Here is a 15,147-nt window from a genome sequence, read left to right on the forward strand (position 1 = left end):
GATGATATACATGAAATCGAAAAAGACATTCACCGTGGCAAGTTTATTGCTCTCTTCTGCCCTCTTCCTTGGGGCTTGTGGAGATAAGGACGAGATTACAAAAGATGTGACCAATAACAATACGGAAAATGATATCGAGGATAATGCTCCAGGTGATAATCCAGCAGATACCGGTGAATCATTTGAATTTAGGAAGTTTGAACTGGAAGTAGATTATCCTGACCAACCAGAAGCGCTTGATGTAAATTATGAGGAAAAAAAAGACTCTACCGACGCGGAATACAAAAATGTAGCAGATGGTAGTAGTGAGGTCACTGGTAAGGAAGCCATGGCAAAATTGAAGCCTTTATTGGTAAAAATGCGATTAAAAGAAAACATGTCTGAAGAAGTAATTATTGACCAAATTGTTAGCGCTTTTGGCATTGAAGATAATTACACATTACTTGAAGCAAGTATCACGTGGCAAAATGATGAGAAAAAAGAAATTGTAGTAACAAAATAAAATTTAATTTGAGTCCTTGACCTTCGTTGAGGGCTCTTTTCATGTAGAAACCTCCAATGTAAGGTACATTACTACATACAAGAAAATATAAAATGGAGGTAAGATAATGCAAAAACAAATAAAATTAATCAATCGACCAACGGGGACACCAACTAAAGAGAATTTCGAAATTCTCACTGCACCAATTGACAGTGCGTCTGAAGGTGAAGTAGTAGTAAAAACTGTTTACATTTCAGTGGATCCATATTTACGTGGTCGGATGAATGATGCGAAATCCTATATTCCACCGTTTGAGTTGAATGAAATGATATCAAGCGGAATCATAGGACAAGTCGTTCAATCGACGTCCTCACTTTTCGAAAAAGGCGATGTCGTTCTCGGATCATTGCCATGGCAAGAATATAGTGTGGTAAAAGAAAGTGCGGTTCGTAAAATTGATCACCGTATTGCGCCTGCCTCTGCTTATTTGAGTGTGCTGGGCATGACTGGTTTGACAGCTTACTTTGGCTTATTGGATATCGGGAAACCTAAAGAAGGAGAAACGGTGGTTGTGTCAGGAGCTGCAGGTGCTGTAGGGTCCATCGTGGGACAAATTGCGAAAATTAAAGGCATGCGTGTCGTTGGAATTGCTGGTTCTGATGAGAAAGTGAAGTTTTTGGTCGAGGAACTGGGTTTTGATGCTGCAATAAATTATAAAACTCAGGATGTTGCTCAAGCGTTACGCGAAGCTTGTCCAAATGGAATTGATGTTTACTTCGAAAACGTGGGTGGGGAAATTTCAGATGCTATCTTCCCTCTTTTGAATAATTTTGCGCGTATTCCTGTATGTGGCGCAATTTCTTCTTATAATAATAAACAAGCTGACATTGGACCTCGTGTTCAAGGATACTTAATCAAGACGAGCTCATTGATGCAAGGCTTCACTGTTGGCAATTACTCTTCTCGTTTTGGAGAAGGCGCAAAAGAATTGGCAACTTGGCTCAAAGAAGGCAAACTGAAATACGAGGAAACGATTACGGAAGGTTTCGATCATACGATTGACGCATTTCTCGATCTTTTCAAAGGAGCAAACCTTGGGAAAGCGATTGTGAAAGTATCGGAAATCGAATAACAATTTTAGCCGTTCTGGTTTATTCCAGAATGGTTTTTCTTTCTCTTTTTACGGGACGATATTTCTTACCGATTTTAAATATAATTGGTGTTCCGATGATGGTTGGCAAGTACCAGAAGATAAGCACAGGCAATTCGTTAAGAAGTGGTATTCGAGGAATGTTTACAACAAGTGTGGCTGTGAATATCCCTATGTAAGATCCCAACATCCCTCCGATATGGATACGCAGCCAGTTTTTCCATCTGATTTTTGCAGATATATAGCCAAGCAATGCAAGACCGTATGAAAATATACCGATATAAAAGAGATAGGCACTTTCTTTCCAGTGCATAATAGACATCACGACAGTAGTGATAAATACAAACACGAAAAATCCATGATAAATCTCTCCACTGATTGTATGTCTGCCTTTTCTCTTTTTAGAAATACCAGCCAGCAAACCAGTAATCAAACAAATGCATCCAGCTGCAATATGAATCATTAAAAACAGGTTGAACAAATTCAACACCTCCAATTATTTACATTTTATTTCTAATTATAGTAACATACATAAAATTCCATTTCATTCATTCGAAAAAATATTCCGATTGTTAATCTTATCTCTACTCTTATATGATTAAGTTATTAAAGATTTCGGAGGTCACCCACATGAGTGAATTTGATCTTGTACAAGAAACTACATCTTTCCAATCAGTTGAAACGTTGAAACAACAGTTGCAAACACTTGGCATCAAAGCAGGAGATGCTATCATGGTTCATTCATCTATCAAATCGATGGGGTGGATTGCCGGTGGAGCAAAAGCTGTTATCGACGCATTGATGGAAACCATCACGGAAAAAGGGACCATTATCATGCCAGCCCAATCTGCCGAGAACTCAGAGCCTTCCTATTGGATGCTACCGCCAGTTCCAAAAGAATGGCATGCGCCTATCCGAGAACATACTCCAGCTTACGATCCACATTTGACCCCACTACGTGGAATGGGCAAAATAGCGGAATGCTTTCATCGCCATCCTAAAACCATTCGCAGCTATCACCCTGTTCACAGCTTTATGGCCTGGGGCAAGGATGCTGAAAAATGGATGATGGAACATCCACTTGAGGATTCATTTGGAATGACTTCCCCACTCGGTTCATTTTTAAATGAAAATGTTAAAATCCTGTTAATTGGAGTCGGATATGATTCGTGTACAGCTTTGCACCTATCGGAGAATTTAATTGAAAAGAAGACTTACATGAATCAGGGTGCAGCGATGCTGGTGGACGGTGAGCGTCAGTGGATTGAGTACCAAACACTTGATGTAGACTCGGATCGTTTCCCTGACCTTGGAGAAGCATTTGAAAAAGAACATCCCGATGCCTATCATGTTGGAAAATTAGGTCAAGCCGACTGCCGCATCATTCAAATGAAACAGCTAGTTGATTTTGGTGTGGAGTGGTTAAAAGCAAATCCTGTAGAGGAAGATTAAAAAAATTTTATTAGTAAAATTCTCATTTTTGTTCATCCTAATGGAACTAACATGATGGAGGAACAAAATGAAAAATAAATTTTTAAAATTTGCGATTGCAGCTATTCTTTGCCTAAGTGTCATAGCTCCTATCGCCACTTTCGCAACTCATTACACGTCTACCCAGAATGAAAAAGAAACCAATCTTGAAACAAAAATACTTCAGTCTCTTGATGCAGATAACATGTATAACAATATTAAATTTTTATCCAAAACACCTAGGGTAGCTGGGACCCAGCAAGAAGATGCTGCAGTTGCTTATATCAAAAAGCAATTCGAATCTTACGGGTATAAAACCGAAGTTCAAGCATTCACTTTCAATGACTATACAGTCCCTAATTCCATCGGGTTGGATGTCGAGCGATTTTCGAAAAAACTGAATCCGCAGGCTTTAGAATATTCGGTTAGTGGAAAAGCTACCGCGGAAGTTATCTTCGCGGGACTTGGTCAGAAAAACGACATCGCACAATTGGACCTTACCGGAAAAATCGTACTCCTGCAACGTGGCGTCATCAGCTTCAAGGAGAAAATGTTGAATGTGGCTGCGAAAGGTGCTGCCGGGGTCATATTTTACAACAATGCACCAGGAACCATCATGGGAAGTTTAGGTGAACCAAATAAGGCTTATGTTCCGTCTGTGCTGTTGACCCAGACAGAAGGAGAAGCGATATTGATTCATCTCAACAAAAACCCGCGTGCTGTTGTCTCATTGAACATTGAAGGTGCTAAATCCGCTCAAAATACATCGCACAATGTCATTGCAACTAAAAAGCCCAACGTTTCCAACAAAGCATCTCATGATATATTGGTCATCGGTGCTCATCACGATTCAGTTGCAGGTGCGCCGGGTGCTAATGACGATGCATCAGGAACTGCCATGACGCTTGAACTTGCACGTGTCTTGAAAACCATTCCAACCGACACAGAAATTCGTTTTATCACGTTCGGTGCTGAAGAGCTTGGATTACTTGGATCCAATCATTATGTCGAACAGTTACCGAAAAATGAAATCAGCCGAATCGTGGCAAATTTCAATTTGGACATGGTCGGAAGCAAAGATGCCGGGGAATTAATCTTGCAAACGGTCGATAATAAGCCTAACCTTGTGACTGAACTCGCCCAGGATGCCAGCACACAGCTAAACGGTGAACCCACACCTTACAATCAAGGTGACAGCAGTGACCATGTACCCTTTTCAAATGCAGGCATTCCCGCTGCCCTATTCATCCACAATCCCGCTGAGCCTTGGTACCACAAGCCACAAGATACAATAGATAAAATCAGCAAAGAAAAACTGCAAGATGTTTCGGAAATCGTCAGTATAGCTGTATGGAATCAAATCAAAATCGATCGCCAAGTCAAATAGTGTAAACCTTTAACCCCACGTCACTGGATCGGATGATCTCGTTACGTGGGGTTTTTACGTAACGTCTACTATACTTTCACAGAGCCTCCAAAAGGATTACTACGGCTGGGTGAGAGAGGACGATGAACTATGGATAGCACTCGTGGAAGATTAATCCTACTCAGGTCGTTGCACTAGCCAATCCTCCTAGGCTTTTCACTCTAGGAAGGATTTTTGATTATCTGACAGATTAGATTAATAATAAATCTTACAAGGCTCAGCCTTTTTTTAAAAAGTGTTTTCTGGGTCTACTTTAATTTGCTTTTTTTTGATTTTAATTTTCATGGGAGTTTAAGTACATTACTTCACAATGTTTAGTTTTTGATAGTCCAGTTAAATAATCCTTTTACTTCTTTTCAACATATAATATTTAGACCCTAAATTAAAGGAGTGAAATAACATGGGATTTTTCCAGCCCGAGGGAACAATGGCACCAACTTCCCCTCCCCCACCTCTCATACCAACAAAACCTTCTGTATCCTATATAATTGACTGTGTATATCAAAACACTTATGTATGGCTTATAAATGGGGACCAATTCTGGTTTTACCCAACTCGCGTGGAATATGGTGAAGTATCTGGATATAGATGGAACGGTTCCTTCTGGCAATTCTACGGAATTGACCCAAGATTTATAGATGCTGTTGCCTGTTATCCTACTCCTACCCTTTACTAAAATCCAAAAAGCCTTTTGGTAATTAAAAACCCAAGGCTTTTTCTTTTGTAATAGGCTTAAAGTGAATACACATTTTCGCGACATAATCCATTCAAAGTAGTATTATTTCACTAACCCCGTTAGTTTTACTTATTTGTTCTTCCTCGAAAATAAGCCTTCATCACAAATACCATCTTTCCAATGAATAGTCCCATCTCTATTATATGCTTCGATTTTAAGATGGTTTGGCTTGCCATTGTCGGATTGTTCTTAAATATCGAATGAACTAACCAGATTCTTTGCGTTCGATAACTCCCGACTTTACTTCTTTCCCTAAATGGTTTTGTTCTGCTGTACGCAAACATGAAACTCTCCTTAAAACATGGACTGAAAGTGATTAATAGCAGAGAAAAACTGATTAATAATGCGGACAACCTGATTCAATATTTGTAACGATGAATGTGTAACCTAAAAAAGAAATACTTATTATTATTGAAGTATTCCGAAAACCATAATAGTAAAAAATAAAGGGGGATAGGGAATTGAGAAAAGCAATGGGGATAATGTTGATTGGTGGCTTGCTAATAACAGGGTGTTCAGAAAAGGTTAAGTCCAGTGAAAATGAAAAATCAGACCCAATCACAGAACAGGAGTATGTGGGTAAGTTTGAAAACAACTATGATTTAATACATGAGAATTTAAATAAAATATCTGCAGCATCAGCATCATCCTCACTAGACGATATGGAGGAATTATGTAAGGCTTTTTCACATACAACCAATATTAATTTGCAGGTAATGAGTGAGGTAACACCTCCAAAGGAATACCAAGAAGCGAATGAGATGCTAATAGTGGCTCTTGAGAACTATATTGATTGGGGCTGGGCTATGGTGGAACTTTTGGATGATCCCAGTGATGAAGTAGGAGCAAAAGTGGATCACCACTTAGGTATAGCCTCTGAGAACTTGGAAAAGGCTCATGCTGAAGTAGAAAGCCTTAAATAACCTAACCTATTCTGTGAACCTGCTCCGTTAATAGAAAAAGACATTACTCCTTCTTGAAGTAAAGCACCCGTTAGTTGAAGAAGGTTATTTAAAATTATCAATATTAAAGTGGAACCAACTTTTATACTTTCAATCCACGCACTCACATGGTCCTCTCCAAATCTTCAAATTCCATTAGTTTATTTCATGCAGTTTATTGGATGCAATCAATTCAAAATTATAATGATGTATCCTACGGTCTGAATATTCGTTGGCAATTTAATTCCCTTGATCCACCTTAGTCTTAAGTGCTCGCATCATTTCAATAGGAGTAAAAAATAGAATCCCACTTATTCCACCAACTAATAAGCTATTTGGAAGGATGAGTTTGAGAAACAAGCCTGGATGCTCCGATAATCTAAAATACAACAAAATAAATAGAAAGGTTCCAATTAATGTAGCCCAGAAATATCGTTTGCATCTAGCGTGCGTTCGCTTCGTACTCAGTACCATTCGCTGGAGCGACTTTTGTGTTCCAGATTAAAGATTTTTGTTCCTGTGTGAATGTGATTTCTTTTGTTGTCATTTTGACAACCTCCTCTAATTTTTTTGGATTGGTATTGCTATATAAAAAAAAGCTCTCTAAACGTAGGTTTAAAGGGCTTTTAGATATCGGACTTATCAAGTTTTTGGAAACAAAAAAACGCCTGTACGCAGATGTCATAAAGACATAGGTATACAGACGTTTGGATTATAAACTAATTAATATTTTTTCATTTCCGTTAATTCTGCTCGTCAAAAGACGGGAATTGTTTTGGAAAACACAGACGCACACCTAGCTTTTTTCTGCTCATCTTAACGATGGGAAAATACAAAGGTTTTCGAAATAAAATAACTACTATTAGTATAGCGAATTATTAAATAGTCAGCAAGTCATTCTTTTGATAATTTTTAGTTTTCCATCTTTATAGATATATTCAATTAATTTTTCATTTTTTGTTGTAATTTTTATTCTGAATCCTCCTTTTAGTAAATGTAAGACAAAAAAAGGAGATGGTAAAATGGCAATTCATAATGGAAATCACGATTTTTACTTGTCAGTTCTTCAAAGTGCAACACGACAACTTAAGATTAGTTTCAAAACACCTGCTAATGCGACCTCAGTGAGTTTGATTGTTCAACGTCCGGGGGATTCGGGAATTGTAAAAACACAAACTATTTCTTCAAGCCCTGGTCAAAATCACACTGTATATGTAGAAGTTCCATATTACGGAGAATACTACGTCAAAGTTGATGCAGTTAGAGGTGCAATTTACGATTATTTTATTAGACCAGTAAAACTGCTTGGCACACATACTCAAAAGAAAACCTTTACTCAAGCTGATGTCGATCAATTTAAGACTAGTAAACTTGTTGCTCTTTTCGTAGGAACAGCAATAGGGCTTACAGCAACTGGAGTTATAGCGAAATATGTAACACTTTTTACTGCTGCCTTTACTATGGCAGAAATTGGTGCTTTTGACACTGAAGACGAAGATTGGCCAGACCCACGCGTTGGTTGGGGGCTACGAACAACTATGTACGATAATGGAAGTGCCATTCAAATTAAATGGGAAGCACTTGATCAGTACGGTAATGTACAAAGGACTCAAAACGGTCAAATTAACTATATAAAATGGTAATATTTATATAAAAAAATAAAAAAGGACGATAGCTACTAAGCTTCGTCCTTTTTATTTGTTTTGATTATATCAAGTATAAGAGTAATGTGAATAATAATGAATATAACTATCAATAAATAGGTATTAAATTGGTTTATGAAAAATAATCGATATTGATCCGACAAGTAATAGGTAATTAAATTAAAAAGTAGAAGAATTCCAATGTTGACTACTGTTATATAAGCATTAATCTTCTTAAATCTTTCTTTTTTCTCTTTTAAAAAGATTCGAACTAGTATTAAACCAAATAAAATCAATGAGAAATAGTGAAACTCTATTGGCATGAACCTCTCCCCCAATGCTTTGACTATCAAAATATATATGATTTTTTATGAAAATCATGTAAAATTAACCTAAGAAAAAGATTTTTTAGCATAAACTGGTTGTTATATTTATACTATATATCCCTTTAATAATAAAGGACATGATTTTATTCATGTTCTATATTTTTTACCCAAAAAGCGAACATACATTCGTAGAAATGGGAGGTGGAAGTTTGAAATGAATAAAAATCGACTACTTGCAGAGTTTTTTCAAGATGATAGGAATCGAAAGCTATATCAAGAGTATCTTAGGAATCCAACAGGCATTAACCAAAAAATTTTAGATGAAAGATTTAAGGAGTTTTATTTTAGAATCCGTTCGATTGCTTATATACTAAAAAGTTTGCACTTTGAAAGTCAAAAATTAGATAGAAAAAATCGACTGTATAAGCAACGTTATCAATCAATTTTAGATAGACCAAACGAAGATAATTCTACGTTACTAGATTTAATTGAAGTACCACCTCCCAGAGAAGAAACTCATTCAAACAAGTTAGAGGATTATATAACAGATTTTAAATTGCATTCTTCGATAAAAAAATTAACCAATAAACAAAGAGAAATTTTATTTTATGTATTTGTAATGGAGTTAAAAGATGTTGAGATAGCGAAAACTTTAGCTGTCTCACAGCAGTTTGTTACTAATACGAAGAATGTAGCATTGAAGAAACTAAGGGGGGAAATGAACGATGTTAGATGAAGCGAGTATGATCCAATTAGTAGGCAACTTTGGTTTTCCGATTGTCATGACCATTTATTTATTGCATCGCTTTGAAAGAAAGATTGAATCTCTCGATAACACAATACAAAACTTAGCAAAAGTTGTTGGAAACAAAGGAGTGAATTCATAATGAATATTATTGAGGAAAAAGAAATAAGAGCAATAATAGAGTTAATTCAGCCTAAAATTAAAAGGTCACTCTTTCAGACATCTCTTGAAAATAGAGAAGATTTGGAACAAGAATTAATGTTATATATACTAAAAGTAATTAACAATAAGATAAGTAGAAACGTACCAGGTTTCTTTACCACTTTTGGACAATCATTCAACATAACAGAAAACGAATTATTGTCCTTTGAACTATCTTAGTGTAACCATTGAAAAAAATTTTAATTAAAATTTAGCGAGCATAATCAATTTCTAGGTAAAAAACAAACCTCGTATTTTGAAAATACGAGGTTTCACCTGTTTATTGCTATTCATTTTTATAAAAAAGATTGATTATTTCAGAAATCGAATCTTCAACTAAAGCACCCGTTAGTTTAAGTGAAATGTTTCACAAAATTGCTCTTTACAATCGATAAAAAAAATTCAAGCATAAATACTAATTCTGTGTTTAAACCAAATATCCAAATATTCACAATAACATTGAGGTAATAAAACGGTTGTACACATTGTTTTAGTACCCATAATAATTCACAAAATTATGAAACTCTCGCCATTCCAAAACGTATGTATATTTAACGATACATCAAAAGGGTGAAAAGGATGTTAATAGCTTTTTACAGTACTCTCATAATCTTTCTAATTTTATTTATTGTCACGTTAAGTTATTTGGTCAGTCTTGTAAAGCGAAAAAAGGCAACAGGCGGCAATGTCCTAGCCTTATTCTTCCTGTTACTATTAACAGGAATTGTTTCAGGTATATATGGATTTGACTTTCTTAAATTGCAAGCTGGAAAAGTACAAATAGCACAAGGCGATTGCTTTATTGAGTTTAATGATAATGGGAGAAGTATTGCAACTACTACAATTGAAATAGACGATAGAGTCTATCAAATAAAAGGCGATACATACAACCATTTGCCAGATGGAACTTATCAATGTAAAGTTCATTATTTGCCAGTTACTAAAATTATTGAATCCCTTCACTTAGAAAAATAATAGGAATCAGTCTGGAATTTGGCTGTTTCCTACTAATCCTTGTTCAACTAACCTGCCCCGTTAGTTTAATAAGACATACCAGCTTCTCTAAAGGCATTTCGATAAATCTCAGTGTTTATTCTTTGAACATCAATCTGCAATAATTCTTTTCTAATGGTACTAAATAGGTCACTTGGAATATTAGGAAATTTACCTTCAAGATCCTCTCTTTTATCTAAATGATTTAGCGTTTGAATAATAACAAAATAAATGTTTGGATATTGCTTTTTAATGTTGGAAGTATGTTTTAGAAACTCTTTGAGGTACTTATCAAAATAGTGACGGTTGTATCCTTCTATACCTATATAGAATGGAAATCCACTTCGGTCTTCCCACTCTATCAAAAGACCCCAAAAAGCAATAAGGGAACCCCCCCTATATCTCAAATTATCGTCGTTAAAGTGTTCATAATAAGGGTAAAACAATTTTACACACCAATCAAAGTCTACTATCCCATTCACTTCTTTTATCATATTATGTAATAGGTCTAATTTTTCTTTGATCGAATTCATTTGAAACCCCCTCTGGAACGTAATTAAAATTAACAATATCTCTTATACCTATTTTTATCGCTTTTCTTATCGAACTAACCTGCCCCGTTAGTTGAATAACGTTATTCTCATTATATTTACATCTTTTTGTCTCTGTCTGGTTCCTTCATAAATATATTTTCATTCTCATCAAATCCTTCAGGTAGCCAGTAATCCTCTGGTAATCCTTTTTCCTCAAATAACTGTTCAATTGATTCGGACCACGTTAAAAAGACTTTGATAGAATATGGTGGTTGTCCTTCATCATTCCAAACTGCCCACTTTTTATTAGGGAGTTCTGTCGCATACCAACCTGCGTCTTCTCCTAGACGCCAAACATAAAACGTGTTTTCTTCAGCAACTTTCCAATCTTTGTAGCCCAAAACTTTCGCAAATTCATCGTAATTTTTATAGATGAGAGAGCGTAAAAACTTTTTCACTTGTTCCATTTTCATCCTCTCCTCCTCTTTTTCTTTACTAACAAAACTGCAACTTCTTATTGAACTAACCTCCCTCTATAAACATTGATGTATCAACGGTTTACATCACTTCGTGATGTGAGGAAAAATATTTTTGACGGTTTCAATAAACATAGATTTGAATATATAGTTTTTATTACCAACTTAAGAGTACGCTTCGCTAAAACTAATGGAAATCATTAGCTTTTCTTTGCCATTATGTGATGCACAATGGATCTCTGCGAAACTTATGATGACGGACCCTCCCATGTCTCTTAGCGTCAGTGCGCTTACATTCCTTCGTTTGGTCTATTCATAAGGCAGAGGCCTGCTAAGCTGCCCCGGGGACTCATGGTCTTAGTTTAGTTATGTTGCTGGCTTCTCCGTGTCATCCTTCTTGTCATAAATCGATCATCGAAATGTTTACGCTGCCTCTGAGAGGCAGTAAAGATCCTTCATCATATACTGCTCATTAAAATGGACTTTCTTTTTACATATGCCATGTAATACTTTCAGTAATTTACCGCACAAGACCACCATTGATTGCTTACCCCGTAAGGGATTTTGTTTGCGTGTTGTGTAGTATTCATGAAGCTGTTTAAACGCCGCGTTATGACGTATGAGTGGAACTATTACTTTGAAGAGGATATATCTGAGTTTCTTTCGCCCTCTTTTCGAGATATGTTTTTGTCCCTTATGTTGACCAGACGAGTTTTCACGTAGTGTTAATCCCGCTAGTTTGATAAGTTGGCGTGGATTTTCATAAAGTGAAAAGCTCCCTACTTCAGAAAGTAAATCAACAATCGTCGCATCTCCTAAACCAGGAACGGAACTGAGTAACTCATATTCCATTGTTGTTTGTGCCATTTCGGCTAATTGATTATTTACAGAGGCAATTTCGGTTTCTAATAAGCGATACTGACGTAGGAGCGTGGCGATTTCATGTCGGGCCATCTTTTCTCCTTCTTTCAGGCCGATTGAGTTAGTCGAAGCTTCAATGAGAAGCTTTGCTTTCGGCAACTGTGGCGTTCTCATACCCTCTACCTCACGGTATAGAAAAACCAACTCCTCAGCTGTTTTCCCTTCAATATCCTGTGGAAATGGAGTCATTTCCAATGCCGCCAACGCCATCTTTCCAAAAGACGGAAAGACTTGAGTAAACTCTGGAAAATAGCGATCAAGCCAACGGACGATTCGATTTTTAATACTCGCTAAATCTTCCGTTAACTTTGAACGGAGAGTAGATCCGATACGAAGTTCAGCTTCTACCTCTTTTAACAAACGTGGATAACTAAAACGGCCATCCTTCAATAAGCGTGCGATGACCAACGCATCTTTTTTGTCGTTCTTTGTTTGTAAATTATCGTCCAGTTCCTTCGAACGTTTGACGTGCATTGGATTTACCATGACGAGTGGAATGCCATAGTTACCTAAGAAATAAGCCAAGTTCATCCAATAGTGGCCTGTAGGCTCAATTCCAACGATAACGTCTGTTTTCTTAGCTTCCTTCATGGTTTGACGAATCTTTTCATACAAACTTTCAAAGCCTTCTTTTGATTGATTTACTGCAAAGGATTTTTCAATCACACGCCCTCGTTCATCGACAAAGCACGCATAATGAACACGCTTGGCAATATCCATACCGACAACGAGTGTATTTTCAGTCACTTGATTAATTTTTTCATTGCATTTAAACTGCATAGAGAAGTCCTCCTAGTTAGCTGATGGGTCAATGGTCGTTGACACTCACATCATACTAGAGGGCTTTTTTTCTTTCAAGATGGCACAAATCCTTCAAACAGGAATGCTGCCCCGTTAGTACAATAAGAAAGATGATTTTCAGTTAGTTGAAGAAGAAATGCGTTCAGTAACATATCTATTCTATCGCTGAACGAGTGTGCAGCATGCACAACGTGTTGACATAACATCAGGATCAGGAAGTGATCATTTTTGGTCAAAAACCATTAGTCTTCCATGTTGGGGAAGCATAAGCATTTTCTCTTAAGAATTTTACAAACATAAAAAGAAGTCGCCCAAAACAATACAGGTAATGAATTAGAAGCAAATGCATGTTCTCTTAAGAATCCTACAAACATAAAGTACCTCCTATATAAAAATATGCAAGAAAATCCGAGCTTATTTCCTTGAAGAAAAAAAGTTTCCTTAATGCAACTATAGAATAACATATGCATTTTCCCTTGAGAATTCTACAAACATAAAAATACTTCCTGCAGGTAGTAAAAAAATGAACTGGCTTGTATGGTGTATGCACAACGTGTTGACATAACATCCGGATTGGGAAGTATTCGACATTAATCCATAAAGAAAGCTGCCCTTTAAAGGCAACTGGCTTAACATTTGTATATAATCCAACTGACATAATGTTAAATAAAAAAATCGTCCGTTCAATCGGACGATTTTTTCTTATTGTGCTACTTCGCTGGCAATGCTTGATTCTGCTAAGCCAACTTCTCTTTCGGGAGAAAATTAATCAACTTCTGCTTTCTTATAAGTTCAAAAGAAAAAGAGCAGCCGCTACCGTTCATTGTTTAACTCAATAAAGAAAGCGATCCCTGCTAAAGAATCGCTCCGGCTTGCGGAAGACTAAAAATGTATTTAAAGGGCTTAAGGGCATGTTTGCGCTTAGCTGGCTAAACAGAAATTTGTTCGGATTTTATATGGTTACTGAAAATAGACAGCCTTTTTTGATCGTGTCACTTGTTGGTAGTAACCCTCCAACCAATAAATCCATATCAATAATCTTTCAGCTCGATCCCGTTAGCAGCTTTGGCTATCATTTTTGAAATCATCTTAAATTGTACGATCATAATCGGGGGTATGTGCAACATTAAATTGCGTAGAAAGATTTTGAAGTTTGATTTTTCAATCATACTCCTGGCAGCCATTAGTCCTATTTTTTGATTCTTCTCAACAAACTTTCTCATTTTTTGTTCGTAGGCTACAAATGCACGGGCGAAATCGCCATCTGCAGCTTTAAGTTCACCAGCTAATACATAAGCCCCGACAAGCGCCAGGCTAGATCCTTGACCTGATAGAGGAGATGGACCATACGCCGCATCGCCTACCAATGTAATCCGCCCTTTTGACCATGTCGGCATGTGAATCTGGCAAACCTCGTCAAAATAAAAGTCTGTCGCATCTTTCATGGTTTTGAGTAGATGCGAGGTTTCCCAACCTGAATCGCCTAAGAAGGCATTTTCTACTAGTTTCTTTTGAGATTCTGTAGCATTGCGGTCGTGCTTCAATGCCTCTGATTGAAACAAGAACATACCCCTTGCTTCGGTATTGTCACGAGCGCTATACATACCTACAGTTTTGCCTGGTATCGTATATAACAGTTGGCGGTGGTCGAGGTTGAGGTAATTCTCGAGAGTGAAAATCGAGATATAACAGCCAAGCGTCCGTTTAAACTGTGCTTCATCTCCAAAAGTTAAGGTTCGAACATTAGAATGAAGCCCGTCTGCACCGATGACAAGGTCAAATGTCTGTGGCTTGCCATGAATAAATTGAACTTCTGCACCAGCTTCAGTCTCATTTATAGCGGTAATCGAATCGCCCCAAATGTAATCAACAGTATCCTTGGTTAAATCGTACAAAATGTTACTTAGATCGTCTCGCATGACTTCGATGTCCAGACCATACTGGTTCCCCATACTTGCTTCGCTTATTTGACCTTGTATCTTGCTCTTGCTGTTCACAAAGTAAACACCAGTCATGTTCGTGTCAGCTGCACGAACTTGATCGAGTATACCCATCCCCTTAAGCACGGAAATGGCTGCACCACGGATATCAACCCCGAATCCACCCGCGCGCAATGCTGGAGCACGTTCAATTACAGTCACGTTGAATCCATGACGATGAAGCCAGTAAGCGAGTGCCGGACCGGCAATGCTTGCACCAGAAATAAGAACGCGCATCGTTTGTTTCATTATTGCCTATTCACTCCTATCCTAATTAAAGTCTTAACATACCCACAGTATATTTATGGACGATTTCACTTATTTA

General features: G+C 37.1%; 16 protein-coding genes. 11 read left to right on the forward strand and 5 right to left on the reverse strand.

All coding sequences use genetic code 11. The annotated features are described in order from the left end of the window. Positions 1 to 10: 10 nt before the first annotated feature. Positions 11 to 502, forward strand: a complete 492-nt coding sequence (locus MHH33_RS17335; protein WP_342542498.1) for a YusW family protein — start codon at positions 11 to 13, stop codon at positions 500 to 502. A 106-nt stretch (positions 503 to 608) separates the two neighbouring features. Continuing rightward, on the forward strand, positions 609 to 1,613 hold the full coding sequence (locus MHH33_RS17340; RefSeq protein WP_342542499.1) for an NADP-dependent oxidoreductase: 1,005 nt from the start codon (positions 609 to 611) through the stop codon (positions 1,611 to 1,613). A gap of 19 nt (positions 1,614 to 1,632) precedes the next feature. Here the strand turns inward: MHH33_RS17340 and MHH33_RS17345 are convergent, their stop codons facing one another. Next, the gene (locus tag MHH33_RS17345) at positions 1,633 to 2,118 is read right to left on the reverse strand and encodes a DUF2306 domain-containing protein (protein ID WP_342542500.1); all 486 of its coding nucleotides are present in this window, start codon (positions 2,116 to 2,118) and stop codon (positions 1,633 to 1,635) included. Between the two features lie 143 nt (positions 2,119 to 2,261). Here MHH33_RS17345 and MHH33_RS17350 point away from each other — a divergent pair, with 143 nt between their 5' ends. From MHH33_RS17350 to MHH33_RS17390, 9 genes are all read left to right on the forward strand, one after another. Further along, positions 2,262 to 3,083 (forward strand): AAC(3) family N-acetyltransferase, encoded by an 822-nt coding sequence (locus MHH33_RS17350; protein ID WP_342542501.1) that lies wholly within the window; start codon positions 2,262 to 2,264, stop codon positions 3,081 to 3,083. Positions 3,084 to 3,150: 67 nt separating this feature from the next. Beyond that, entirely contained in the window at positions 3,151 to 4,488 is a 1,338-nt protein-coding gene (locus MHH33_RS17355) for a M28 family peptidase (RefSeq protein ID WP_342542502.1), read from the forward strand. 439 nt (positions 4,489 to 4,927) lie between these two features. Beyond that, entirely contained in the window at positions 4,928 to 5,203 is a 276-nt protein-coding gene (locus MHH33_RS17360; RefSeq protein WP_016428780.1) for a hypothetical protein, read from the forward strand. A gap of 521 nt (positions 5,204 to 5,724) precedes the next feature. Then, entirely contained in the window at positions 5,725 to 6,186 is a 462-nt protein-coding gene (locus MHH33_RS17365) for a hypothetical protein (protein WP_342542503.1), read from the forward strand. 1,040 nt (positions 6,187 to 7,226) lie between these two features. After that, positions 7,227 to 7,847: a hypothetical protein gene (locus MHH33_RS17370; RefSeq protein WP_342542504.1), complete on the forward strand. Its 621-nt coding sequence runs from the start codon at positions 7,227 to 7,229 to the stop codon at positions 7,845 to 7,847. Positions 7,848 to 8,387: 540 nt separating this feature from the next. After that, positions 8,388 to 8,909, forward strand: coding sequence for an RNA polymerase subunit sigma-70 (locus tag MHH33_RS17375; protein WP_342542505.1), 522 nt, complete (start codon positions 8,388 to 8,390; stop codon positions 8,907 to 8,909). Then, a complete protein-coding gene (locus tag MHH33_RS17380; protein ID WP_016428784.1) occupies positions 8,899 to 9,060 on the forward strand; it encodes a YvrJ family protein in 162 nt (53 codons plus the stop codon). Before MHH33_RS17375 ends, MHH33_RS17380 begins: the two co-directional genes overlap by 11 nt. Then, positions 9,060 to 9,299 carry a hypothetical protein gene (locus tag MHH33_RS17385; protein WP_016428785.1) on the forward strand — a complete coding sequence of 80 codons (240 nt, stop codon included), beginning with the start codon at positions 9,060 to 9,062 and terminating at the stop codon, positions 9,297 to 9,299. The genes MHH33_RS17380 and MHH33_RS17385 overlap by 1 nt, the downstream gene beginning before the upstream one ends. Before the next feature lie 399 nt (positions 9,300 to 9,698). Then, positions 9,699 to 10,094, forward strand: coding sequence for a cobalamin biosynthesis protein CobN (locus tag MHH33_RS17390; RefSeq protein ID WP_342542507.1), 396 nt, complete (start codon positions 9,699 to 9,701; stop codon positions 10,092 to 10,094). A 65-nt stretch (positions 10,095 to 10,159) separates the two neighbouring features. Here the strand turns inward: MHH33_RS17390 and MHH33_RS17395 are convergent, their stop codons facing one another. From MHH33_RS17395 to MHH33_RS17410, 4 genes are all read right to left on the reverse strand, one after another. Further along, entirely contained in the window at positions 10,160 to 10,645 is a 486-nt protein-coding gene (locus MHH33_RS17395; RefSeq protein WP_016428789.1) for a hypothetical protein, read from the reverse strand. Between the two features lie 116 nt (positions 10,646 to 10,761). Then, positions 10,762 to 11,118 (reverse strand): hypothetical protein, encoded by a 357-nt coding sequence (locus MHH33_RS17400; protein WP_342542508.1) that lies wholly within the window; start codon positions 11,116 to 11,118, stop codon positions 10,762 to 10,764. Between the two features lie 426 nt (positions 11,119 to 11,544). Then, a complete protein-coding gene (locus tag MHH33_RS17405; protein ID WP_342541766.1) occupies positions 11,545 to 12,822 on the reverse strand; it encodes an IS110 family transposase in 1,278 nt (425 codons plus the stop codon). Between the two features lie 1,052 nt (positions 12,823 to 13,874). Then, positions 13,875 to 15,071, reverse strand: a complete 1,197-nt coding sequence (locus MHH33_RS17410; protein WP_016428791.1) for an FAD-dependent monooxygenase — start codon at positions 15,069 to 15,071, stop codon at positions 13,875 to 13,877. Positions 15,072 to 15,147 lie beyond the last annotated feature (76 nt).

Source organism: Paenisporosarcina sp. FSL H8-0542, from assembly GCF_038632915.1.
Lineage (GTDB): Bacteria > Bacillota > Bacilli > Bacillales_A > Planococcaceae > Paenisporosarcina.

Excerpts from the sequence above, each read along its gene's own strand:
- MHH33_RS17335 (WP_342542498.1), top strand. The coding sequence starts at position 11 with ATGAAATCGAAAAAGACATTCACCGTGGCAAGTTTATTGCTCTCTTCT.
- MHH33_RS17340 (WP_342542499.1), top strand. The coding sequence starts at position 609 with ATGCAAAAACAAATAAAATTAATCAATCGACCAACGGGGACACCAACT.
- MHH33_RS17350 (WP_342542501.1), top strand. The coding sequence starts at position 2,262 with ATGAGTGAATTTGATCTTGTACAAGAAACTACATCTTTCCAATCAGTT.
- MHH33_RS17355 (WP_342542502.1), top strand. The coding sequence starts at position 3,151 with ATGAAAAATAAATTTTTAAAATTTGCGATTGCAGCTATTCTTTGCCTA.
- MHH33_RS17360 (WP_016428780.1), top strand. The coding sequence starts at position 4,928 with ATGGGATTTTTCCAGCCCGAGGGAACAATGGCACCAACTTCCCCTCCC.
- MHH33_RS17370 (WP_342542504.1), top strand. The coding sequence starts at position 7,227 with ATGGCAATTCATAATGGAAATCACGATTTTTACTTGTCAGTTCTTCAA.
- MHH33_RS17375 (WP_342542505.1), top strand. The coding sequence starts at position 8,388 with ATGAATAAAAATCGACTACTTGCAGAGTTTTTTCAAGATGATAGGAAT.
- MHH33_RS17380 (WP_016428784.1), top strand. The coding sequence starts at position 8,899 with ATGTTAGATGAAGCGAGTATGATCCAATTAGTAGGCAACTTTGGTTTT.
- MHH33_RS17385 (WP_016428785.1), top strand. The coding sequence starts at position 9,060 with ATGAATATTATTGAGGAAAAAGAAATAAGAGCAATAATAGAGTTAATT.
- MHH33_RS17390 (WP_342542507.1), top strand. The coding sequence starts at position 9,699 with ATGTTAATAGCTTTTTACAGTACTCTCATAATCTTTCTAATTTTATTT.
- MHH33_RS17395 (WP_016428789.1), bottom strand. The coding sequence starts at position 10,645 with ATGAATTCGATCAAAGAAAAATTAGACCTATTACATAATATGATAAAA.
- MHH33_RS17400 (WP_342542508.1), bottom strand. The coding sequence starts at position 11,118 with ATGAAAATGGAACAAGTGAAAAAGTTTTTACGCTCTCTCATCTATAAA.
- MHH33_RS17405 (WP_342541766.1), bottom strand. The coding sequence starts at position 12,822 with ATGCAGTTTAAATGCAATGAAAAAATTAATCAAGTGACTGAAAATACA.
- MHH33_RS17410 (WP_016428791.1), bottom strand. The coding sequence starts at position 15,071 with ATGAAACAAACGATGCGCGTTCTTATTTCTGGTGCAAGCATTGCCGGT.